We start from the raw sequence: 21,711 nt of genomic DNA, 5'->3' as shown, positions 1-21,711 counted from the left end.
GCGTTTTCTCCCCAAAAGTAGCTCAGCCGAGTGCGGATGTTGCCCCCCTGAACACCAGAACGGCACCGAGCGCGACGACCAGCAGAGCCGACGCCAGCGGGACGGTCCTGCGCACCAGCGCGGCCGTCGGTCCGCCGAGCCGGCCCTCGCCCCGGTCCATCACCCGCGTCACCCAGCCGCCGGCCTTCACGACGGCGTACCCGGCGGCCGTCAGCGTGAGCGCCAGACCGATGCCGTACGCCAGCACGAGCAGCAGCCCGAACCACGCCTTCCCCAGCGCCGCCGCGCCGACCAGGACGACCACGGCCGACGGGCTCGGCACCATGCCGCCCGCGAAGCCGAGCAGGATCGTGCCGCGCAGGGTGGGCGCGGTGGGGTGCGTGTGGGTGAAGCCGCCGTGGGTGTGCGTGACACCGCCGCCGAAGAGGGAGCGCTTCTCCTGGGGGGCGTGGTCGTGGCTGTGGCTGTGGTCGTGCTGGTGGTTGCCGTGTTGGTGGTCGTGGGTGTGTGCGTGAGCGTGGTCGTGGTCGTGGGTGGCGACCGACGCGTGGGTGTGCGGGTGGGTTTCGCCGTGCGCGTGGGTGGGTGAAGGGGCGGCCTGGGCGAGTACGAGTTCCCGGCTGGGCTCGGGCTCGTGGTCATGGCCGGTGTCGTGCGAGTGGGTGTGCCCGTCTCCGTGGTCGTGGCCATGGTCGTGCTCATGGCTGTGGCTGTGACCATGGTCGTGGCCATCGGCGTGGTCGTGGTCGTGCGAGTGATCGTGGTGCCCGTGCCCGTGCCCGTGCCCGTGCCCGCCGTGGCCGTGGTTGAGCGCCAGTTTGCGGTTGAGCCAGGCGCGGCGGGCGAGGGTGCCGCCCGCTCCCATCACGAACAGGCCGCTCGCGATGCCGAGCCAGGTGATCACGGACGGGGCGGCGGCGGAGCCGGCCAGGACGAGGAGGCCCAGGGCGACGACGCCCAGGGTGTGGGTGACCGTCACGGACGCGGCCATGGGCAGGACGTCCCGCATCCGGGCCCGGTCGCGCGCGGCGGCCGTCGCGGCCATCAACGTCTTGCCGTGTCCCGGGCCGAGCGCGTGCATGGCGCCCAGGAACAGGGCGATGCCGAAGGCCAGGGCGCCGAAGCCGAAAGTGAGGTCCTGGCTGGAGACCAGGTCGTCGAGGGCCCTGGTCCAGCGGTCCGCGCCGCGCGGGAGGATCGAGGCGCCGGGCGCGTCGCCCTCCCGCTCGGCCAGCGCGGGGCCGCCCGGCCGCACCTGGAGCGAGGCCGTCGCGGTGTCCTCCGGCGACTGCAACAACTCCTCGGGGTAGCTGGTGAGTCGCTTCGACACCGACTCCTCGGGCACGTCCGACCCGGCGAGGGTCGTCCGGTCGCCCTGGGCGGTGACCTCGCGCCAGCCGGGCCCGGAGTCCACGGCGGCGTGGAAACGTACGTCGGCGGCCCGGTCCGGCAGCGGGGCCGTCAGTCGGCACTCCACACGCAGCGTCTTCAGGCCCGCCTGCCCCGGCCGCTCCTCGGCCCGGCTCGACGTCAGCGTCACCTCGGCGGCGCCGCCGTCGACGGTGACCTCGCTGCCCTCGGCGGCCTTCTCGCACCGCGCCCGGGCCCAGCTCTCCCTGCCCTGACGCTCGATGGCGGGCTCGGCCTGGGTCGCCGGGATCTCCGCCAGGTCCTCGACGTGGAGGATCCTCAGCTGCCCGGGGGCGGCGACCAGGCCGTCGTACCGGTTGACGGTGAAGTTGCCGAGGGGGTGGGCGCTCGCCGTCGTGGCGGGGCCGGCGAGGACGAGTGCGCAGGCGGCCAGGAGCACCGCCGTGCCGGAGGCGAACGCGCGCCGGGGAGCGATCACTTGGCGGTCTCCTGAGCCTGCAGTGCCTTCAGGGTCCTACGGGCCTCGGCCGCGCCCAGCGGCGAGAAACCGGCGTTGAGGTCGAGCGCCGCCTTCAACGAGGCGCGGGCGTCCTTCCTGTCGCCGGCCGCGTACTCGACCATGCCCCGGTGGTACAGGAACGTGGCGTCCCGGTAGCCGGTGGCGGTGGCGCGGCGGGCGTAGGGCAGGGCCTCCTCGTCGCGGCCGTTGACGTGCAGCGCCCAGGCGAGGGCGTCCGCCGTGTGCACGGTCTCGCGGCGCTTCCACTCGGCCTCGGCGGCCCGCAGCGCGGACTTGGTGTCGCCGTGGTCGGCGGCGGCGAGCGCGGTGTCGAGGTCGGCGTTGACGCCGTTGGAGCGGGCGATGGCGGTGTAGGCGTCCACCAGCGCGTACTGGTCGCGTGCCTTGGTCCTGTCGCCCTTGGCCTCGTACAGCTCGCCGAGCACGACGAGCGGCCCCGGCAGCGGGTAGGCGGACACCACCTGCTCCAGGCCGCGGACGGCCTGCGCGCTGTCACCGCTCGCGGCCTGGGCGCGGGCCCGGCCCTCCAGGGCGGGGAGATAGGTGTCGTCGGCGCCGAGCGCGCGGGCGTAGTGGTCGAGCGCCGTCCTGTAGTCGCCCTGTTTCCAAGCCAGTTGGCCGAGCTGGGTGGCCACGTAGGCGATGTCGCCGCGTGTGGTCGCGGAGTCCAGGGCCTGTTCCAGGACCCGGCGGGCGGTCTTCACGTCGCCGCGCAGCTCGTACACATAGGCGTAGCGGGTGAAGACGGGGATGCCGGGGCGGCGAGTGTCGGCGAGCCGCACCGCCTTCAACGCGTCGTCGTAGCGGCCGAGTTCGACGAGGGCGTCGACGCGGCTGCACAACGCCCGTTCGCTGTAAGGGTTCTCCTTCAGCGCCCGGTCCGCGTACCGCAGGGCGTCCTCGAACTCGTGGCGGGCGGCGGCGAGGGCGGCGAGGCCGGCGAGCGCCGGGTCGTTGTCCGGGCGCAGCTCCAGCGAGCGCTTGAGGGCCTTCTGGGCCTGCGGGTAGCGGGAGGGGTCGCCCTTGACCCGGGCCTGTTCGACGTAGGCGAGGCCCAGCGTGGACCAGGAGCCGAAGTCCTTGGGCTGCTGCTTGAGATGGGCCTGGAGCCGCTCGACCGCCGAGTCGAGGTCGCCGCCGGCGAGCTGGGCCGCCGAGACGCCCGGCGAGGAGGACATGGCCACCGTCCGGTCGTCGTCCCGGGCGCCGAGCGCCACCGCGAACCCGGTGAACGCGACGGCCAGCGCCGCCGCGCAGGCGGTCACCCGGGCCAGTCGCCGCCCCCCGGACTCGGGCACGTCCCTCCGTCCGTCCCCGGCACCGCGTCCGGCGGTGCGGCCCGAGTCGGTGTCCGGTGTCGGGGCGGGCCCCGTGTGCTCGTCCCGCGTGGGCTCGGGGGTCCCCTCGTCGGGACGCGGACGCCCGTGCTGCGGCGCGCTCTCGTTCGTACGCGGGGACATGCCCTCTCCTCAACGTCCTTGCCGACTGCGGTGATCGTGGTCGTGGGGCGCGGCCCGCACCGTGGGGGATGGATACGAGCGGGCCGCGCCGGTCACGGCGGCCGGGCCCCATGGGGAAGGGCCCGGACGCGGGGCCGGCTAGTAGTACGCGCGGTCGTTGCGACGGCGCCACCACAGCAGGCCCGAGCCGATCAGCAGGACACCGGCGGCGCCGGCACCCGCCGAGGCGGCGATCAGGGTGGTGTCGTCGGTGCCGCTCTCGACACCGCCGCCCAGCGCGCTGCGGACGTTGTTCGTGGTGTTGCCCTTGACCGTCTTGCCCCGCGAACCGGCCGTCGGCAGACCGACGTACGGGAAGTACTTGCCGAACTTCTTGTCGTTCTTGTCGACCGCGTCGCCCAGGTCGTTGGGCGCGTCGACCAGTTCGCCCTCGACGACCTGGAGCGCGATGTCGATCACGTCGTCGGTGAGCCGGCGTCCGTTCGGGAAGCCCTGGTTGTCACCGTCCAGCACACCCAGCCGCTTCGGCTTCGCCGTGGGCTCGATGGAGGTGTTGAGCCGCAGCTGCTCCGAAGGAGTCACGTGCGGCGGCTGGTTGAGGCCCTCGACGCCCTTGAGGAAGACGTCGACGAGGTCGTTGCGCGGCTCCTTGGGCGCCGGGATCTGGTAGATCGCCTCGATGAGCTTGGGCAGCTCGGGCTCGGTGACGTTCTTCAGGAACTGGGCGTCGTCCACCGGCGAGGACGCGTTGAACTTGTCCTTGTCGCCGATGGGGTTGACGACCTCGTTCACCAGCGGCATGCCGAGGCGCGACACCTGGTGGTACTGGCCGTCGGCGCCCTCGCGCTGCGTCGTGGACCAGATGCCGACGACCGGCTGGTCCTTGGACTGGACGAGCGCCTCGCTCGGGATCTGCAGGGCGATCGAGTTGACGTTGTAGCCCTTGAGCGTGTCCCGCCCGACCTCGGAGAGGTCACCGCCGTAGAGCAGGTCGAAGACGCGCAGGTCCAGGAAGAACGGGTCGTCGGCCTGACCCGCGTACGTGGTCACCCCGCTCGCCGTCTTGTAGACCGCGTCGTCGCGCAGCTTCTTGAAGTTCGGCATCGACGCCTTGCCGACGTTCGACGGCGCCACCCACACGTCGTCCGCGAGCTTGGTCTTGGAGACCGCGCGGCGGTCCTTCAGCTTGATCAGGTCGATGTCGTACGTCTGCGTGATGTTCAGGTCCGGGTCGTCGAGGCTCTCGACGACGCCCGTGTTGTACAGGAAGGTCTTGTCGTTCTTCGTCTTCGTCCTGAACGTGTACCGGAAGATGAGGTCTTCCTGGGCGTCGCCGTCCTGGTCGACGCGGATGTCGTACTCCGCGTCCTCGGAGAAGGTGAAGAAGTTCGGTCCGCCCGCCGGCTCCTCGAAGGGGATCCAGTTCGCGATCACCGTCGTCGTGTCCGGCTTGTCGGGGCTGACGAAGGCGTACACGTCGGTGTTGTCGAACTGGGGCTCCCCCGAGATCAGCGGGGCCTCCCGGTGGCTGGAGGCGGAGGCCGCCCCCGGCTGCAACACGGTGACGCCGGCGGCCGCGAGTCCTCCGGCGGCCAGCGAAGCACAGATGAGGGACGCGATGCTCCGCCGTCCCGCGCCGCTCCTGGAAGTAGGTGTCGTCATGCCGTCCGTCCTCTGTCCCAACTTGCCTGACGAACGCCATTCGGAGCGGTCGGCAGGGTGGATTGGTCGAATCCCAAACGTTCTTACGGCGCGTTTGAAAGGTTGTTTCAGCGGAGAGCGGGATTTGTTGATCCGGATGTCATCCGGATCCGTAACCCCATCCGGAGGTGGGTCGGTTGCGAATGCCTTACGCGCGAGGATGGCCGTGCTCGGCCGGAGGCGAGGGGGAGCGAGTGGAGGCGGACAGGCTTCTGGTCCGGGTGGCCGGAGGCGACCAACGGGCGTTCGAGGAGTTGTACGCGCTGGTGTCAGGCCCGGTGTTCGGGCTGGTGCGCAGGGTCGTGAGGGACCCCGCGCAGTCGGAGGAGGTGGCCCAGGAGGTGCTGCTCGAACTCTGGCGCTCCGCGGGCCGGTTCGATCCGGACCGGGGCAGCGCCCTGTCCTGGATACTCACCCTCGCGCACCGGCGCGCGGTGGACCGGGTGCGCAGCGCCCGCGCCGCCACCGAACGCGAGCAGCGCGAGGGCCGACGCAACCACCACCCCGCCTTCGACCACGTCGCCGAGGAGGTCGAGGCCGGACTCGAACGCCAATGGGTGCGCCACTGCCTGGAGAAGCTCACCACCCTCCAGCGCGAGTCCGTCACCCTCGCCTACTACGACGGCTACACCTACCGTGAAGTGGCCGAGCGGCTCTCACTGCCGCTCGGCACGGTCAAGACCCGTATGCGCGACGGACTCACACGGCTGCGCGAATGCCTGGGAGGAGTCGCATGAGCGCCCTGTACGGCCGGCCCGGGGGAGGTGCCGAGTGAGCCTGTTCCGCCGCGAGGACCTGCACTCGCTCGCCGCTCCCTACGCCCTGGACGCCCTGGAGCCCGACGAGCGGCGCCGCTTCGAGCAGCATCTGGAGCGCTGCGACCGCTGCCCGGCCGAGGTGCGTGCCCTGTCCGAGGACGCGGTCCGGCTCGCCTGGTCGACGGCCGCGCCCGCGCCGGCCGCGCTGCGCGACCGGGTCTTCGCCGCCGTACGCAACACCCCCCAGGAGAACCGGTCCTGGAGCGCCCAGCCGTCGCGGCCCCAGCATCTGCCGCGGCATGTGTGGGGGACCGAGCCGCCGCCGAGATCGCGCGCCCGTGCGCCCCGGTTGCGCTCTTTGCTCGTCCCGCTGGCCACCGTCACGGCGGCCGCCGCACTCGTGGTGGCCTCCCTCTTCGCCGTCCAGGCCGACCGCACCCGCGACGAGCTGGCCGCCGAGCGGGTGCGGGCGAGTGAGATCGCCCACGTTCTCGCGGCGCCGGACGCCCGCGCGACCAGTGACCGGGACGCGGAGGGCCACAGAATCGGAGTGATCGCTTCCGCGGAGGAGGGGAGCGCGATCGTGACCCTCAGCGGATTCGAGGACCTCCCGAAGAAGCGGGTGCACCAGCTCTGGCTCATGCGCCCCGACGTGCAACCACGCTCCCTGGGCCTCTTCGACGGCGACACGCCCTTGGTCACCAGCGGATTGGACGCCGACGCGACGTCACTCGCCGTGACCGTCGAACCCGACGGTGGATCACCGCAGCCCACCAGCCAGCCAGTTGTCCAACTCGCCCTGGAATCGGTCGGATTCGGAGAGTAGTCAGCAACACCGTTACGGGGTAGGTGAATACCAGGACCGTGATTCCCGAGTGCTCGGGAGGGGCGATATGGTTACGCTGCCCGGGCCGGGTGGACTCGTACGGGTGGGGAGTGACATGGAACAGATAACAGTGCGCAGGGCGCGAGTCCCTGCGATCACGTGCGGGAGCAGCGCGACCAGTTCGCGCCTCGATCGGCATCTCTCGGTGCTGAGCGGCCCCGCCGTGCCACAGCGCGAGGCGGCCGAGGCCACCTCGCTGATGCGCGAGATAACGTCACGTTCCCCGCAGGAGCGCAGCAGCCGCAAGGACACGCGCGTCGGCCGGGTCTCGCTGTTCGCCCCCCTGAAGAGGCTGCGCCGCTCGCTGTTCGGCAGCCGCTAGCACCACAGCACCAAGGGCTCTCCCGCAGGAGGCCCGCGCTCAGGCCACCACGCCGTCCCGGCGCAGCGCTGCGATCTCGTCGTCCGTCATCCCCGCGGCACGCAGCAGCGAACCGGTGTGCTCCCCGAGCGCGGGCACAGCCCCCATCCGCGCCTCGTCCCCGCCCGGCAGCGTGATGGGCGGCAGCAGTGCCCGCAGCGGGCCCACCGGTGACTCCACTTCCCGCCACCGGTCCCGGGCCGCCAGCTGCGGATGTTCGGCCACCTCCGTCACCTCCCGTAGCCGCGCACAGGCGATCCCCGCCGCCTCCAGTCGCGCCAGCGCCTCGTCGGTGTCCAGCAGCCCCAGTGCCCCGGCCACCAGTTCGTCGGTACGCGCCCGGCGCTCGACCCGCGCCGGATTCGTCGCGAACGCCGGATCGTCCGCCAACTCCGGCCGCCCCAGCACCTGTTCGGCCAGTCGCCGCCACTCCCGGTCGTTCTGCACCGACAGCAGCACCCGCCCGCCGTCCGCCGTCGGATAGGCGTCGTACGGTGCGATCACCGCGTGCCCGAGGCCCGTGCGGGCCGGGGCGCTCCCGCCGTGCATCGCGTGGTGCAGCGGATGCCCCATCCACTCGGCCAGCGCCTCCAGCATCGACACCTCCACCGGTCCGCCCCGCCCGGTGACGCCCCGGCGGACGAGCGCCGCGAGCACCCCCGAGAACGCGTACATCCCGGCGGCGATGTCCGCCGCCGGGATGCCCGCCTTGACCGGCCGCTCCGGGGTCCCCGTCACCGACACCAGCCCGGCCTCGCACTGCACGAGCATGTCGTAGGCCCGCTTGCCGGCGTACGGTCCCGACGCCCCGTACCCCGAGATGTCCACGGCGATCAGCCGGGGGTGCGCCGCGCACAGCGTGGCCGCGTCCAGGCCGAGCCGGGCCGCCGCGCCGTGCGCGAGGTTCTGCACGAACACGTCCGCGTCCGCCACCAGCCGGCGGACGACGGCCAGGCCGCGCGGGTCCTTCAGATCCAGCGCGAGGGACTCCTTGCCCCGGTTGCACCACACGAAGTGCGAGGCCAGGCCCCGGGCCGCGGTGTCGTAGCCCCGGGCGAAGTCACCGCCGTCCACCCGCTCGACCTTGATCACCCGTGCGCCGAGGTCGGCGAGCTGCCGGGTGGCGAAGGGCGCCGCGACGGCCTGCTCGACGGCGACGACGGTGATGCCGTCCAGGGGGAGGGGATCACCGGCGCGGGGGAGTGGACGCATGCCGTGGATCATGTCCCCGCCGGGGCGCCGTTGTCACCAGGGAGTGCCGCGTGTCACGTGCCCCCGCGCGGTGTCCCGGCGTCGGCGGCCTCCGGCCCGTCCCCCGAACGGGCCGGAGGTCACCTGGGGCCCGCCGCGTAGGTGCGCACCGCGAGCGGCACGAACACCGCGAGCAGGACCGCGCACCAGAGCAGCGACCCGGCGACGGGATGCGACACCGGCCACGCGGCTCCCTCCGGCACGGCCGCGTTCCCGAAGAGGTCGCGCAGGGCCGTGGCGACCGCGCTGATCGGGTTCCACTCGGCGGCCGTGCGCAGCCAGCCCGGCAGACCCTCGGTCGGGATGTACGCGCTGGAGAGCAGCGGCAGCAGGAAGGTCGCCCCGCCCAGCTGCCCGGACGCCTCCTCGTCGCGGGTGAGCATGCCGAGGAAGATGCCGATCCACACGCACGCGAACCGGAAGAGCAGCAGCAGGGCGAACGCGCCGGCCGCCGCGAGCGCGCCCCCCTCGATCCGCCAGCCCACGGCCAGCCCCACGAGCAGGAACAGCAGCGACCCCACGCCGGTGACCACCAGGTCCGCCAGCGCCTGGCCGAGGGGTACGGCGGCGCGGCTCATCGGCAGCGTCCGGAAGCGGTCCATCACGCCCCGGTGGGTGTCCTGGGCGGCCTGGAACATCCCGGTCATGATCGCGCCGGAGGCGGTCGCCACCAGCAGACCGGGCACCAGGAACCGCCGGTACTCCTCGCCCGGCACGGCGAGGGCACTGCCGAAGACGTATCCGAAGAACAGCAGCATCGAGACGGGCATGATCTGGGTGAGGATCAGCAGCCCCGGGTTGTTGCGGACCCGCCGCAGCTGCCGGCCCAGCATCGCCGTGCCGTCGTACGCCCACGCGTTCACGCCGCACGCTCCTCGAGGTCCCGTCGGTCGCGGAGGTCTGCCGGTGCGCCTGAGGTGAGACGGAGGAACACGTCGTCGAGGGTGGGTGGGCGCAGGCTCGCGTCGAGCAACGGCACGCCCGCCGCGTCGAGTTCGCGCACCAGCCGGGGGAGGGTGAGCGTCGGGTCCAGCGCGATCACGCCGACGGCGTGCCGGTCGTGGTCGAACGAGGGTTCCGCGCCCGTCAGTTGGTCGAGGACGCCGGCCGCGGCGGTCATCGCGTCCGCGTGGGCCACGACGACCTCCGCGTACGCGCCGATGAGCGCCTTGAGCCGGGGCGGCGAACCACTGTGCGCGATCCGGCCCCGGTCCATCAGCACGACGTGGTCGGCGAGTCGGTCGGCCTCCTCCAGGTACTGCGTGGTCAGCAGCACGGTCGTCCCCTCCTCCTTCAGGGCGCGCACGGCGTCCCACGTCCGGTTGCGGCTGACCGGGTCCAGGCCGGTGGTGGGCTCGTCGAGGAAGAGCACCGCCGGGCGGCGGACGAGGCTGGCCGCGAGGTCGAGCCGGCGGCGCATACCACCCGAGTAGGTGGAGGCCGGCCGGTCGGCGGCCTCGGTCAGGCCGAAGCGGTCCAGGAGTTCGGCGGCGCGGGCCGCCGTGTCGCGGACGCGGTGCAGCCGCGCGAACAGCCGGAGGTTCTGCCGTCCGGTGAGGTCGCCGTCGACCGACGCGTACTGCCCGGTCACCCCGATCACCCGCCGGACCGCCGCCGGCTCCCGCACGAGGTCGTGGCCCGCGATCCGCGCCGACCCCGCGTCCGGCCGCAGCAGTGTCGCCAGCAGCCGTACGGCCGTCGTCTTGCCCGCCCCGTTCGGGCCGAGCATCCCGACGACCGTGCCCTCCTCCACGGCGAGATCGAGGCCGCGCACGGCACGGACGTCGCCGAAGTGCTTCTCCAGACCCTCACTAAGTACAGCGTACGTAGTAGTCATGGGGTGACCATAGCGCATTACGTACGCTGTACGTAACTAGGATGGTGGCCGAGGTGATGACCGATGGCTGGCCGAGCGGCCCGACCCGAAGTGATCTGGGCGCGCCCCGAGCGCACCGGCCGGGGCCCGCGGCCCGCGTTCAGCCGCGCGGACATCGCGGCGGCCGCCGTGCGGCTCGCCGACGCGGGCGGCCTGGACGCCGTGTCCATGCGGCACGTGGCCGCGGAGCTGGGCTGCGGCACGATGTCGCTCTACAACTACGTGCCGCGCAAGGAGGACCTGTACGAGCTGATGGTCGACGTGGTCGCCGGCGAGCACGAGCTGTGGGAGCCGGGCGGGGACTGGCGCGCGGATCTGCGGCGGGTGGCCCACCAGACGCGTGACCTGCTGCGCCGTCACCCCTGGATGCCCCGGCTGATGTCCCCGGTCTACGGCTTCAGCCCCAACGGGCTGCGGTATCTGGAGCACTGCATGGCCTGCATGGACTCGCTCGAAGCGCCGTACGGGGCGAAGATGCAGCTCCTCGGGATGCTGAACGGGTGCGTGACGACCTACGTCGCGAACGAGCTGGCGACCGCCGAGCGGGTGCGGTCGCTGCCGTGGTCGGAGGAGCGGGAGAACGAGGTCCGGATCGCCTACCTCGGCGGGCAGATCGCGAGCGGGGCGTACCCGCGGCTGGCCGCGGCGTTCATGGAGGACTCCGGGCCGATCGACCTGGCGGAGGTGTTCGAGTGGATGCTGGACAGGGTGCTGGACTCGTTCGCGCCCTAGCGGGCCCTACAGCAGGGTGAACTGGCCCTCCGGGCCCTCCTCGCGGTGGTCCAGGACCGAGGCGGGCCGACGGGAGGAGTCCGGGACGGGGAGCACTCCCGCCCGGCGCAGGTCCGTCGTCGTGATCGGGTCCCCGACCGTCAACTCCTCCTGGCTCGGCCGCAGTTCGGCCAGCAGCGCCAGCACGGTGATCAGTTCGAGCAGCTCCGACGTCCAGGACTGCGGCCAGGTCGCCGGGCGGATCGCCTCCAGGGTGCCTGACTCCGCCGGTTCCGTCCGGCGGGTGAACCACTCCTCCAGCACACGCAGACCGCCGACTTCGAAGTCCCAGGCCTCGGACGGGACGGGGGAGATACGGCCCTCGTCGACGACGAGGGTCTCCTCGTCGCGGTCGTAGCGGAACTCGACGGGACGGGAGGGGAGCGGGGCGCGCACATAGGGCCGGCGGCCGCCGGGGAGCTTCGGGCGTTCGCCGTCGCGGCGCATCAGCCACAGGACACGGCGGCCCAGCTCGACGCCCCGCGACCAGAGGCCGGGGTCGGCCGGGAGGGGCACCGCGACACGGCCGGGGCCGGGGCGCGCGGCCACCAGGATCCAGGCGAGGACGTCGACGGGATCGACGCCGCCGGTGCCGAGGCGCTCGCCCAGGTACTCCGTCAGACCCGGTGCCAGGTTCGGCTCGACGGCCCCCGGGCGGCGGTACAGCGGGTGGACGCGGCCGATGCGGGGGCCGTGCGGCGGGGCGAGCGGGAGCACGGACGACGCGGTGAGCAGGGGGCCCACGGAGTCCTGGGCGACTGTCTGTTCGACCACGAAGACCTGGCGTTCGTCCGCCACCCGCCACAGCTCGGGACGGGCGGCGTCGATGAGCCGGTGGTCGGGGACGAGCCACTGCTCGTCGAAGGGGGCGGCCAGCACCCGGACCGGCTCCGGGCAGGGGCCCGACTCCCGGGCCAGCCGGCCGGTGCCGGTGGTCCGGCCCGGCAGCTGCGCCACCGCCGAGGTGAGCGTGCGGGAGCGGGTGGGGGCGAACAGGGTCTCGCGGTCCGGGCCCTCCGCCTTCATCAGGGCGTCCCAGCGGGCCTTCAGGGACACGGCGTCGGGGGCCGTCGGCCACCCCCGGCCCAGCCGTGGCGGTGCGACGGACCACGGCATGAGGTCCGCGAGCGGCGGAGCGTCGTCGGGCGTCACGCTGGGCATCGTACGGCCTCGTCAGTGGGCGTCGAGGGACACGGTGAACGAGAAGCGGTCGCCCCGGTAGTGGATGACCGCGACGTCGAGGACACGGCCGGACTCGTCGTGGGTGACGCCCGTGTAGTGCAGGATCGGGCTGAGCAGCGGCACCTGGAGGAGGCGTGCGGTCTCCGGGTCGGCGATCCGGGCCTCGACGGTGTCGGTGATCCGGCCGATGCGCACGCCCACGACGTCGCGCAGCACCTTGGTCATCGGCCAGCGCAGCAGATCGTCGCGGTCGATGCGCTCGGCCAGCTCGGGGCGGACGTAGTTGCGGGCGTGGTTGGTGGGCTCGCCCGTCCGCTCGTCGCCGCGCAGCCGGTGGTAGAGGGCCACCTCGGTCAAGTCCGGGAAGTACTGCGAGAGTTCACCCGACAGGGGGGTGCTGCCCTGCTCCAGCAGCTCGGTCGTCATCCCCGACTGCTGGGCCACGATCGCGTCCACGGAGCCGAGCAGCCGGACCGGTGAGCCCCGCCGGGCGCTCGGCTCGATGAACGTGCCGCGCCGGCGGTGCCGGCTGATCAGCCCCTCGCCCTCCAGCTCCTTCAGCGCCTGCCGCATGGTCAGCACGCTCACGCCGTAGTGCCCGGCCAGCTGCTCCTCGGTCGGCAGCCGCAGGGGCTCCTGTGGCGACCGGCCCAGTATCGAGGCGCGCAGGGACTGCGACACCTGGTACCAGAGCGGCAGCTTGCGGTTCAGGACGATCGAGTCCGGAGCGAAGGAGGTCACGTCGGTATCCGTACCCGGCCCGGCGGGTTCAGCGCAACGGGCCGAAGTGGCGCCGCAGCCCGGACCACACGTCGTCGTACCCCTGCTGCAGTTGTTCCGAGCGGGCCGCCTGCGCGGTGGTCAGGACGGGCCAGCGCGTCTCGAACATGAACGCGAGTCCGTCGTCCACCCGTTGCGGCTCCAGCTCCGCCGCGCTCGCCCGGTCGAAGGTCTCCCGGTCCGGACCGTGCGCCGACATCATGGTGTGCAGCGAGCCGCCCCCGGGCACGAAGCCCCCTTCTCCGGCCGTCTTCGCGTCGTACGCGCCCTCGATCAGGCCCATGTACTCGCTCATCACGTTCCGGTGGAAGTAGGGCGGCCGGAACGTGTCCTCCCCCACCAGCCAGCGCGGCGCGAACACCACGAAGTCCACCGCCGCGAGGCCCGGGGTGTCGCTCGGCGAGGTCAGCACGGTGAAGATCGACGGGTCCGGGTGGTCGTACGAGATCGTCCCGATGACGTTGAAACGGCGCAGGTCGTAGACGTACGGGGTGTGGTTGCCGTGCCAGGCGACCACATCGAGCGGGGAGTGGTCGTAGCCGGCCGTCCAGAGGTTGCCGCAGAACTTGTTCACCACTTCCACCAGGCCCTCGACGTCCTCGTACGCGGCCACCGGCGCCCGGAAGTCACGGGCGTTCGCGAGGCCGTTGGCGCCGATGGGGCCGAGGTCGGGGAGGCGGAAGGGGGCGCCGTAGTTCTCGCAGACGTAGCCGCGGGCGGAGCCGTCGAGGAGGTCGACGCGGAAGCGGACACCCCGGGGGATCAGGGCGATTTCGCCGGGCTCGGCGCGCAGCAGGCCGAACTCCGTGCGCAGCAGGAGGCCGCCCCGCTCGGGGACGATCAGGAGTTCGCCGTCCGCGTCGCCGAAGACCCGCTCCATGGCGGAATTGGCGTGATACAGGTGCACCGCCATGCCCGTGCGCAGGGTCGCGTCGCCGTTGCCGCCGACGGTCCACAGCCCGTCGAGGAAGTCGGTGCCCTCCGCCGGCTCCGGCAGGGGGTTCCAGCGCAGCCGGTTGGGGTCGGGGACGGTCTCGGTGAAGGGGGCCGTGTGCAGCGCGCCGTTGTCCGTGCGCGTGAACGGGGGGTGCGCGGCCGAGGGGCGGATCCGGTAGAGCCAGGAGCGGCGGTTGTGCGACCTCGGCTCGGTGAACGCGGTGCCGCTGAGCTGCTCGGCGTACAGGCCGAGCGGGGCGCGCTGCGGGGAGTTGCGGCCATGCGGCAGCGCGCCCGGGACCGCCTCCGAGGCGTGCTCGTTGCCGAAGCCGGAGAGGTACTCCAGCCCTTCGGCCGTCTTCCTCGCGTCCCCGCTCATGCCCGCTCCCTCACGCTCCCGATTCCTGTGCTTCACCGTAGGATTCGGCCGGGGCGCGTGCAAGGGGAGGAAGCGGCGGCGGGGGCCCGACGGACGACAACCGGACGCCGCCGGGGCGTCCACAGATCGGGTGCATCGGGCGGAGGGGGAGAACCGGACCGCGGGGGGATCCGTCCTGTCAGTGCGGTGCTCTAGTCTCCCGGCAGGCTGTGGGCGTGCGGATGTCCGTGTCCGCGCGGTCCCGCGCTGAGCGGGAGCGGCGGTACCGGCCGTACTGATATTCGGACAGCTCATCGGACCTAGGCGGAAAGGCATCATGAAGCCCATGTCCCAGGCGACCTCCCTGCGCCGCGCCCCCGTGCAGCGGCGCAGTGCCGAACGACTGACCAGGATCCTCGACGCCTGCGCCGACCTCCTCGACGAGGTCGGCTACGACGCGCTGAGCACCCGTGCCGTGGCGCTGCGCGCGGGTGTGCCCATCGGCTCCGTCTACCGCTTCTTCGGCAACAAGCGCGCGATGGCCGACGCGCTGGCCGAGCGCAACCTGGACCGGTTCACCGACCGGGTCACCCGCCGCCTGAAGGCGACGGGCCGGCGGGACTGGCGCACCGCGATGGACGCCGTCCTCGACGAGTACCTCGACATGAAGCGCAACACCCCGGGCTTCGCCCTCATCGACTTCGGCAACCAGATCCCGGTCGGCGGCAGCCGCCAGGAACCCAATCACCGCGTCGCCGACCGCCTGTCGCAACTGCTCTCCGCGTTCATCGACCGCACCCCCGACGAGGATCTGCGCCGCACCTTCCTGATCGCCGTCGAGACCGCCGACACCCTGGTCCACCTCGCCTTCCGGGTCTCCCCGGAGGGCGACGAGCGGATCATCCTGGAGATGCGGGAGCTGCTGCGGGCCTATCTCGCGCGCGTACTGGACTGAGGCCGGCCCCTCGCGTGCGTGTGCGGGACTGAGGCCGGCCTCTCGCGCGGGCGTGCGGGACTGAGGCCGGCCTCTCGTGCGTGTGCGGAACGCGAGGTCCGCCTCTCGCGCAGGCCGGGCTGAGGCCCCGCCCCGGGCCCGGCGATCCTGGCGGGTCCCCGGCCTCTGGGTCCCCGGCCTCTGGGCCCCCGGCCCCCGGGTCCCTGACCCGCCGGCCCCCCGGCCCCCGGCCCCTGGGTCCCTGACCCGTCGGGCCGCCGGGCCCCCGGCCCCCGGGCCCCCGGCCCCCGGGTCCCCGGCCCCCCGGCTTCGGAGCGCGGCCTCGGCCCTGCCGTCTCCGTGGGGCCGCGCCCCGAGGGTGCCGCTGATCCCGGCAATCCCCGCCTCGCAGGCGCCCCCCTTCCCGGCAAGCGCCTCCCCGTCGTTCTCGCCGTTTCCCGACAAGACCCCCGGCAGCCCCTCCCCGTAGTGCATACCGGTCGGTATGCTCGGCCTCGGTGTCGCGTGCTCTGTGCGCGCGGCCCGCCGTCCGAGCGTCACCGTCGCCGCCGCCCCCTCCGGGAGGACCCGTGTCCACCACCACCGACTCCCGCACCGCCCTGCGTGTCTGCCCGCTCTGCGAGGCGACCTGCGGACTCACCCTCACCATCGAGGGCACCCGGGTGACCGGGGCCCGCGGCGACCGGGACGACGTGTTCAGCAAGGGGTTCATCTGCCCCAAGGGCGCCTCGTTCGGGGCGGCCGACGGCGACCCCGACCGGCTGCGCACCCCACTGCTCCGCAAGGACGGGGAGCTACGGGAAGCCACCTGGGCGGAGGCCTTCGACGCGGTCGCCGCCGGACTGCGACCGGTCGTCGAGGCGGACGGCCCGAACGCCGTCGGCGTCGTCCTCGGCAACCCGAACGTGCACACCATGGCCGGCGCCCTCTACCCGCCCGTCCTGCTCGCCGGACTCGGCACCCGCAGCCTCTTCACCGCCTCCACCGTGGACCAGATGCCCAAGCACGTCTCCAGCGGACTGCTCTACGGCGACGCCCACGCCATCCCCGTCCCCGACCTGGACCGCACCGACCACCTGCTGCTCCTCGGCGCCAACCCGCTGGAGTCCAACGGCAGTCTGTGCACCGCCCCCGACTTCCCCGGCAAGCTCAGGGCCCTCAAGGCGCGCGGCGGCACCCTCACCGTCGTCGACCCCCGCCTGACCCGCACGGCCAAGCTCGCCGACCGGCACATCGCCATCCGGCCGGGCACGGACGCCCTGCTGCTGGCGGCGATGACCCAGGTGCTGTTCGAGGAGGCGCTCACCGACCTCGGAAACCTCGCCCCGCATGTGCAGGGCGTCGACGAACTCGCCGTCGCCATGGGGGAGTTCACCCCCGAGGCCGTCGCCGGCGCCTGTGACGTCGACGCCGGCACCATCCGGGCGCTCGCCCGCGAGCTGGCCGCCGCGCCCACCGCCGCCGTCTACGGCCGCATCGGCAGCTGCACCGTCCCGCACGGCACCCTCGCCAGCTGGCTGGTCGACGTCCTCAACATCCTCACCGGCAACCTCGACCGGCCCGGCGGCGCGCTGTTCCCGCACTCCGCGACGGACAAGACCCCCCGCCCCGCCGGGCCCGGTCGCGGCTTCGGCCTCGGGCGCTGGCACAGCCGGGTCGGCGGCCACCCCGAGGCCAAGGGCGAACTGCCGCTCTCCGCGCTCGCCGAGGAGATCGACACCGCCACCCCCGAGGGCAGCCCGATCCGCGCCCTCATCACCGTCGCCGCCAACCCCGTGCTCTCCGCACCCGACGGCGACCGCCTCGACAAGGCGCTCGGCTCGCTGGACTTCATGGTCAGCGTCGACCCCTACCTCGGCGAGACCGCGCGCCACGCCGACGTGGTCCTGCCGCCGCCCCCGCCCTCGCAGGCCCCGCACTTCGACTTCGCGTTCAACGCCTTCGCAGTGCGCAACCAGGTCCGCTACAACCGCGCCGCCGTCCCCCTGGAGGACGGCCGCATGGCCGAGACCGAGATCCTCGCCCGCCTCACCCTCGCCGCCACCGGCATGCACGGCGCCGACCCGTCCGCCGTGGACGACCTGGTGATCGGCCAGACTCTGGGCAAGGCCGTGCAGGAGGCCCACTCGCCCGTCCACGGCCGCGACCCGCGCGAACTCGCGGGCCTGCTCACCGGTGACACCGGCCCCGAGCGCCGGCTCGACATGATGCTGCGCCTCGGCCCGTACGGCGAGGGCTTCGGCGCGAACCCGGACGGACTGACGCTGGACAAGCTCCTCGCCCACCCGCACGGCATCGACCTCGGACCGCTCAAGCCCCGACTGCCGCAGCCGCTGAAGACGGTCAGCGGCCGCATCGAGCTGCTCCCGGGGCCGATCGTCGACGATCTGCCGAGGCTCCGCACCGCCCTGCGCGAGCGCCCGGACGGCTTGGTCCTCATCGGCCGCCGCCATCTCCGCTCCAACAACAGCTGGCTGCACAACATCCCCGCCCTCACCGGCGGCACCAACCGCTGCACCCTCCACATCCACCCCGACGACGCCGACCGCCTCGGCCTCGCCGATGGGGACGCCGTACGGATCAAGGGCGCCGGGGGAGAGGTCACGGCTCCCGCCGAGGTCACCGACGTCGTACGACAGGGTGTCGTGAGCCTTCCGCACGGCTGGGGACACGACCGTCCGGGCACCCGTATGAGCCACGCGGCGATCGACCCCGGGGCCAACGTCAACCAGCTCCTCGACGGCTCGCTGCTCGACCCGCTGTCGGGCAACGCGGTCCTCAACGGCATCCCCGTCGAGCTGTCCCGAGCAGGCGCAACGCTGTGACCTGGAGTTCTGCGCTTATTGCTCGCATGTCAACGTCTTGTTAAGACTTGTCGGGCCGCCCTAACGTCGTCGCACCGCCGGTGCCCTGGTGGGAGTTCAAGGGCGAACGTTAGGTATCCACATGTTGACCATCCTCGGCTTCGCCATGATCGCGACCTTCCTGGTCCTGATCATGATGAAGAAGATGTCGCCGATCGCGGCGCTCGTGCTGATCCCGGCACTCTTCTGCGTGTTCGTCGGAAAGGGAGCCCATCTCGGCGACTACGTCATCGAGGGGGTGGGCAATCTCGCGCCCACCGCCGCGATGCTGATGTTCGCCATCGTCTACTTCGGCCTCATGATCGACGTCGGCCTCTTCGACCCGATCGTCCGAGGCATCCTGAAGTTCTGCAAGGCCGACCCGCTGCGCATCGTCATCGGCACGGCCCTGCTCGCCGCGATCGTCTCGCTGGACGGTGACGGCTCGACCACCTTCATGATCACCGTCTCGGCGATGTACCCGCTGTACAAGCGCCTGAAGATGAGCCTGGTCGTGATGACCGGTGTCGCCGCCACCGCCAACGGCGTGATGAACACGCTGCCCTGGGGCGGCCCGACCGCCCGTGCCGCCACCGCGCTCAAGCTCGACGCCGGCGACATCTTCGTCCCGATGATCCCGGCGCTCGCCGTCGGTCTGCTCTTCGTCTTCGTCCTCGCCTACTTCCTCGGTCTGCGCGAGCGCAAGCGCCTCGGTGTGCTGAGCCTCGACGAGGTCCTGGAGCAGGAGAAGATCGTCAAGGACGAGGAGACGTCCGGCTCCGAGGAGACCGTGCTCGTCGGCGCGGGCGCCTCGTCGGCCGCCGGATCCGGTTCGGGTTCCGGCTCCGCCTCCGGTGACGACAAGGTCCGTACGACGAAGAGCACCGGCGGGGCGGGCTCCGGCACCGACGCCGAGGACGACGACGCGGACGACGTCCGCCTCCAGGGCCTGGACCCCAACCGCCCGACGCTGCGCCCCAAGCTGTACTGGTTCAACGCGCTGCTCACGGTCTCGCTGCTGACCGCCATGATCATGGAGTGGCTGCCGATCCCGGTGCTGTTCATCCTCGGCGCCGCGCTCGCGCTGACGGTCAACTTCCCCCACATCCCCGACCAGAAGGACCGGCTCGCCGCCCACGCGGACAACGTCCTCAACGTCTCCGGGATGGTCTTCGCCGCCGCCGTCTTCACCGGCGTCCTCCAGGGCACCGGCATGGTCGACTCGATGGCCAAGTGGATCGTCGACGGCATCCCGGCCGGCATGGGCCCGCACATGGCCCTGGTCACCGGCTTCCTGAGCCTGCCGCTCACCTACTTCATGTCCAACGACGGCTTCTACTTCGGTGTCCTCCCGGTCCTCGCCGAGGCCGGTGCCGCCCACGGGGTCTCCCCGCTGGAGATCGCCCGCGCCTCCCTCGTCGGCCAGCCGCTGCACATGTCCAGCCCGCTGGTCCCCGCCGTGTACGTGCTCGTGGGCATGGCCAAGGTCGAGTTCGGCGACCACACCAAGTTCGTGGTCAAGTGGGCGGCGGCGACCTCGCTGATCATCCTCGGCGCGGGCGTGCTGTTCGGCATCATCTGAGGCACCGACCGAACCGTCGGACCCGACTCCCGCGTCATGGAGCGAAGTTCGCTCGGACCGGCGTGAACTTCCCCCAGGAGGACCCGCATCGTGAGGCCCGGTAGGAACCGCGGCTGGCTGCTCCGCCTCGTCATCGCCTTCAGCTTCGCGCAGGGGGCGGTGTCGATGGCGCGGCCCGCCGTGTCCTACCGGGCCCTCGCGTTGGGCGCCGACGAACGGGCCGTCGGTGTGATCGCGGGGGTCTACGCCCTGCTCCCGCTGTTCGCCGCCGTCCCGCTCGGCCGCAGGACCGACCAGGGCCGGTGCGCACCCCTGCTGCCGGTCGGCGTCGTCCTCATCTCCGGCGGGTGCGCCATGAGCGGTCGGGCCGACTCCCTGGTGGCGATGGCCGTCTGGAGCGGTGTGATGGGCCTCGGGCACCTCTCCTTCGTCATCGGCGCCCAGTCCCTGGTGGCCCGCCAGTCCGCGCCGCACGAACACGACCGCAACTTCGGCCACTTCACCATCGGCGCCTCCCTCGGCCAGTTGGTCGGCCCGATCGCCGCGGGCGCCCTGATCGGCGGCCCGGACATGGCCCGTACGAGCGCCCTGGCGCTGGTGGTCGCGGGGGCCGGGGCGGCGGTCGCGTTCACCTCGCTGTGGCGGATAGAGCGCCCGGTCGAGCCCAAGTCCCGTACGGCACCGGGCGAACGCGTGCCCGTGCACCGCATCCTGCGCACCCGCGGCGTGCCGGGCGGCATCTTCGTCAGCCTCGCCGTGCTGTCGGCGACGGACATCCTCACCGCGTATCTTCCGGTGGTCGGTGAACACCGGGGCATCGCGCCGTCGGTGATCGGCCTCCTGCTCAGCCTGCGGGCGGCGGCGACCATCGCGTGCCGTCTGGTGATGACGCCCATGCTGCGGCTGCTCGGCAGGACCGCACTGCTCACGGTCACCTGTGTGCTGGCGGCCGTGCTGTGCGCCGGGATCGCGCTGCCGGTGCCGGTGTGGGCGCTCGCCCTGATCCTCGCCGTCCTCGGGTTCTGCCTCGGGGTCGGGCAGCCGCTGTCCATGACGACGGTGGTGCAGGCCGCGCCGGACGAGGCCCGCTCCACCGCCCTCGCGCTGCGCCTGACGGGGAACCGGCTGGGACAGGCCGGGGCACCGGCCGCCGCGGGTCTGATCGCCGGCGTCGCGGGCGTGGCCGCGCCGTTCGTGATGCTGGGGGCGCTGCTGCTGGTGTCGTCGGTCATCGCCCTGCGCTCGCCGGCGGAGCCTGGGCGGGGGAGCGGCACCTCGGGGAAGCGCACGGGCAAGGACGCGCGGTCGGGTGCGTCGGACGCGTCCCTGAGCCGTAAGGGGGACATCTGAGGGGTCGTCGGGCGCGGCTCCCCCCGTGTCCGGTGTGATGTGACAGAGAGTCAGGCGAAAGAGCGATTTGTGTGAAAATCGTCCGACTCGGAGGTTCTGCATGTCCGCCTCGTCCCGCCCGCGCCCCGCCGGAGTGCGCGCGAGTGCCGCCGCCGTCCTCGCGGCACTCACCGTCACGGGAGCCAGCCTGATCACGGCACCGGCCGCCGTCGCCGCCCCGGGCGACCCCGACGTCGTGATCCACAAGGTGGGCTTCCCGTTCGACAACCAGCGCAACCAGCCGCTGGTCTGCGACTTCTACCTCTCCGCCTTCAACTTCCCCGAGGACCCGACGCCGTCGCAGCGCATCAGCTGGACCATCGACCGCCAGCCCCCCGCGCCGCGCACCGACCCCGTCGCCACGGGCGAGATCACCCTCGCGGCCGACGGCACCGGACACAGCACGCCCGTGGCGCCCCCGAACGCGGCGCGCCTGCCCGACGGCAACTACGTGCTGACCTGGAGGACCATCGGCGGGACGCTGGAGGAGGGGCGCCGGGACATCAACGTCGACTGCCCGCTCAACGGCCTCGCCGGGCCCGAAGGCGCGGTGCCGGCCGGTGGCGGCGGTCTCGCCCTCACCCAGAACTTCTCGCCGGTCGCCGGCGCGGCCACCGTGGGTCTCGCCGCGGTCGGCGGTGTGGCCTATCTGCGGCTGCGCCGTCGCCGCGCCGATGGCGCCGCGTAGACGCCGGCGCAGGCCCTGGCACCGGACGCGCGCCTACCGCCTG

General features: G+C 72.6%; 18 protein-coding genes. 9 read left to right on the top strand and 9 right to left on the bottom strand.

Features of this window, described 5'->3' with window-relative positions:
- Nucleotides 1-22 precede the first annotated feature (22 nt).
- The 3 genes from ACZ52C_RS20680 to ACZ52C_RS20670 form a co-directional block, all read right to left on the bottom strand.
- A complete protein-coding gene (locus tag ACZ52C_RS20680; protein ID WP_469076079.1) occupies nt 23-1,849 on the bottom strand; it encodes a nickel transporter in 1,827 nt (608 codons plus the stop codon).
- Complete coding sequence (locus ACZ52C_RS20675) at nt 1,846-3,351, bottom strand: tetratricopeptide repeat protein (protein ID WP_469076078.1); 1,506 nt, start codon at nt 3,349-3,351, stop codon at nt 1,846-1,848. Before ACZ52C_RS20675 ends, ACZ52C_RS20680 begins: the two co-directional genes overlap by 4 nt.
- A gap of 138 nt (nt 3,352-3,489) precedes the next feature.
- On the bottom strand, nt 3,490-5,013 hold the full coding sequence (locus ACZ52C_RS20670) for a DUF4331 domain-containing protein (protein WP_469076077.1): 1,524 nt from the start codon (nt 5,011-5,013) through the stop codon (nt 3,490-3,492).
- Nucleotides 5,014-5,246: 233 nt separating this feature from the next.
- Here ACZ52C_RS20670 and ACZ52C_RS20665 point away from each other — a divergent pair, with 233 nt between their 5' ends.
- From ACZ52C_RS20665 to ACZ52C_RS20655, 3 genes are all read left to right on the top strand, one after another.
- A complete protein-coding gene (locus tag ACZ52C_RS20665; protein WP_469076076.1) occupies nt 5,247-5,789 on the top strand; it encodes a sigma-70 family RNA polymerase sigma factor in 543 nt (180 codons plus the stop codon).
- Between the two features lie 34 nt (nt 5,790-5,823).
- Complete coding sequence (locus tag ACZ52C_RS20660; RefSeq protein ID WP_469076075.1) at nt 5,824-6,636, top strand: anti-sigma factor; 813 nt, start codon at nt 5,824-5,826, stop codon at nt 6,634-6,636.
- A gap of 115 nt (nt 6,637-6,751) precedes the next feature.
- Nucleotides 6,752-7,018: a hypothetical protein gene (locus ACZ52C_RS20655; RefSeq protein WP_033531581.1), complete on the top strand. Its 267-nt coding sequence runs from the start codon at nt 6,752-6,754 to the stop codon at nt 7,016-7,018.
- Nucleotides 7,019-7,057: 39 nt separating this feature from the next.
- Here ACZ52C_RS20655 and ACZ52C_RS20650 read toward each other — a convergent pair whose 3' ends face one another.
- From ACZ52C_RS20650 to ACZ52C_RS20640, 3 genes are all read right to left on the bottom strand, one after another.
- Nucleotides 7,058-8,281 carry a CaiB/BaiF CoA transferase family protein gene (locus ACZ52C_RS20650; protein WP_469076074.1) on the bottom strand — a complete coding sequence of 408 codons (1,224 nt, stop codon included), beginning with the start codon at nt 8,279-8,281 and terminating at the stop codon, nt 7,058-7,060.
- Nucleotides 8,282-8,388: 107 nt separating this feature from the next.
- Nucleotides 8,389-9,171 carry an ABC transporter permease gene (locus tag ACZ52C_RS20645; RefSeq protein ID WP_469076073.1) on the bottom strand — a complete coding sequence of 261 codons (783 nt, stop codon included), beginning with the start codon at nt 9,169-9,171 and terminating at the stop codon, nt 8,389-8,391.
- Nucleotides 9,168-10,145, bottom strand: coding sequence for an ATP-binding cassette domain-containing protein (locus ACZ52C_RS20640; RefSeq protein ID WP_469076072.1), 978 nt, complete (start codon nt 10,143-10,145; stop codon nt 9,168-9,170). The genes ACZ52C_RS20645 and ACZ52C_RS20640 overlap by 4 nt, the downstream gene beginning before the upstream one ends.
- A gap of 63 nt (nt 10,146-10,208) precedes the next feature.
- Here ACZ52C_RS20640 and ACZ52C_RS20635 point away from each other — a divergent pair, with 63 nt between their 5' ends.
- The gene (locus tag ACZ52C_RS20635; RefSeq protein WP_469076071.1) at nt 10,209-10,916 is read left to right on the top strand and encodes a TetR/AcrR family transcriptional regulator; all 708 of its coding nucleotides are present in this window, start codon (nt 10,209-10,211) and stop codon (nt 10,914-10,916) included.
- 6 nt (nt 10,917-10,922) lie between these two features.
- On the opposite strand, the gene ACZ52C_RS20630 is transcribed toward ACZ52C_RS20635, so the two are convergent.
- Genes ACZ52C_RS20630 through hmgA form a run of 3 tightly spaced genes read right to left on the bottom strand, consistent with a single transcriptional unit; the run spans nt 10,923 to nt 14,232 of the window.
- Nucleotides 10,923-12,116, bottom strand: a complete 1,194-nt coding sequence (locus ACZ52C_RS20630) for a type ISP restriction/modification enzyme (protein WP_469076070.1) — start codon at nt 12,114-12,116, stop codon at nt 10,923-10,925.
- A gap of 12 nt (nt 12,117-12,128) precedes the next feature.
- Nucleotides 12,129-12,878, bottom strand: a complete 750-nt coding sequence (locus ACZ52C_RS20625; protein ID WP_469076069.1) for a GntR family transcriptional regulator — start codon at nt 12,876-12,878, stop codon at nt 12,129-12,131.
- 28 nt (nt 12,879-12,906) lie between these two features.
- On the bottom strand, nt 12,907-14,232 hold the full coding sequence (gene hmgA, locus ACZ52C_RS20620; RefSeq protein ID WP_469076068.1) for a homogentisate 1,2-dioxygenase: 1,326 nt from the start codon (nt 14,230-14,232) through the stop codon (nt 12,907-12,909).
- 316 nt (nt 14,233-14,548) lie between these two features.
- On the opposite strand from hmgA, the gene ACZ52C_RS20615 reads away from it, so the two are divergent.
- The 5 genes from ACZ52C_RS20615 to ACZ52C_RS20595 all read left to right on the top strand — a co-directional run bounded on the left by ACZ52C_RS20615 (nt 14,549) and on the right by ACZ52C_RS20595 (nt 21,668).
- On the top strand, nt 14,549-15,166 hold the full coding sequence (locus ACZ52C_RS20615; RefSeq protein ID WP_469076067.1) for a TetR/AcrR family transcriptional regulator: 618 nt from the start codon (nt 14,549-14,551) through the stop codon (nt 15,164-15,166).
- A 569-nt stretch (nt 15,167-15,735) separates the two neighbouring features.
- A complete protein-coding gene (locus tag ACZ52C_RS20610) occupies nt 15,736-17,991 on the top strand; it encodes a molybdopterin oxidoreductase family protein (protein ID WP_469076066.1) in 2,256 nt (751 codons plus the stop codon).
- A gap of 121 nt (nt 17,992-18,112) precedes the next feature.
- Entirely contained in the window at nt 18,113-19,591 is a 1,479-nt protein-coding gene (locus tag ACZ52C_RS20605) for a CitMHS family transporter (RefSeq protein WP_469076065.1), read from the top strand.
- A 90-nt stretch (nt 19,592-19,681) separates the two neighbouring features.
- Nucleotides 19,682-20,941 carry an MFS transporter gene (locus ACZ52C_RS20600; RefSeq protein ID WP_469076064.1) on the top strand — a complete coding sequence of 420 codons (1,260 nt, stop codon included), beginning with the start codon at nt 19,682-19,684 and terminating at the stop codon, nt 20,939-20,941.
- A gap of 100 nt (nt 20,942-21,041) precedes the next feature.
- Nucleotides 21,042-21,668 (top strand): hypothetical protein, encoded by a 627-nt coding sequence (locus tag ACZ52C_RS20595; RefSeq protein WP_469076063.1) that lies wholly within the window; start codon nt 21,042-21,044, stop codon nt 21,666-21,668.
- Nucleotides 21,669-21,711: the final 43 nt, after the last annotated feature.

The organism is Streptomyces sp. NPDC034049 (genome assembly GCF_055575575.1).
This window is presented reverse-complemented; position numbering and strand designations above follow the sequence as displayed.

Bases quoted from the DNA above. Each gene is read 5' to 3' on its own strand.
- ACZ52C_RS20630 (WP_469076070.1), bottom strand. From the start codon at position 12,116: ATGCCCAGCGTGACGCCCGACGACGCTCCGCCGCTCGCGGACCTCATG.
- ACZ52C_RS20670 (WP_469076077.1), bottom strand. From the start codon at position 5,013: ATGACGACACCTACTTCCAGGAGCGGCGCGGGACGGCGGAGCATCGCG.
- ACZ52C_RS20635 (WP_469076071.1), top strand. From the start codon at position 10,209: ATGGCTGGCCGAGCGGCCCGACCCGAAGTGATCTGGGCGCGCCCCGAG.
- ACZ52C_RS20655 (WP_033531581.1), top strand. From the start codon at position 6,752: ATGGAACAGATAACAGTGCGCAGGGCGCGAGTCCCTGCGATCACGTGC.
- ACZ52C_RS20615 (WP_469076067.1), top strand. From the start codon at position 14,549: ATGAAGCCCATGTCCCAGGCGACCTCCCTGCGCCGCGCCCCCGTGCAG.
- ACZ52C_RS20605 (WP_469076065.1), top strand. From the start codon at position 18,113: ATGTTGACCATCCTCGGCTTCGCCATGATCGCGACCTTCCTGGTCCTG.
- hmgA (WP_469076068.1), bottom strand. From the start codon at position 14,232: ATGAGCGGGGACGCGAGGAAGACGGCCGAAGGGCTGGAGTACCTCTCC.
- ACZ52C_RS20675 (WP_469076078.1), bottom strand. From the start codon at position 3,351: ATGTCCCCGCGTACGAACGAGAGCGCGCCGCAGCACGGGCGTCCGCGT.
- ACZ52C_RS20640 (WP_469076072.1), bottom strand. From the start codon at position 10,145: ATGACTACTACGTACGCTGTACTTAGTGAGGGTCTGGAGAAGCACTTC.
- ACZ52C_RS20650 (WP_469076074.1), bottom strand. From the start codon at position 8,281: ATGATCCACGGCATGCGTCCACTCCCCCGCGCCGGTGATCCCCTCCCC.
- ACZ52C_RS20595 (WP_469076063.1), top strand. From the start codon at position 21,042: ATGTCCGCCTCGTCCCGCCCGCGCCCCGCCGGAGTGCGCGCGAGTGCC.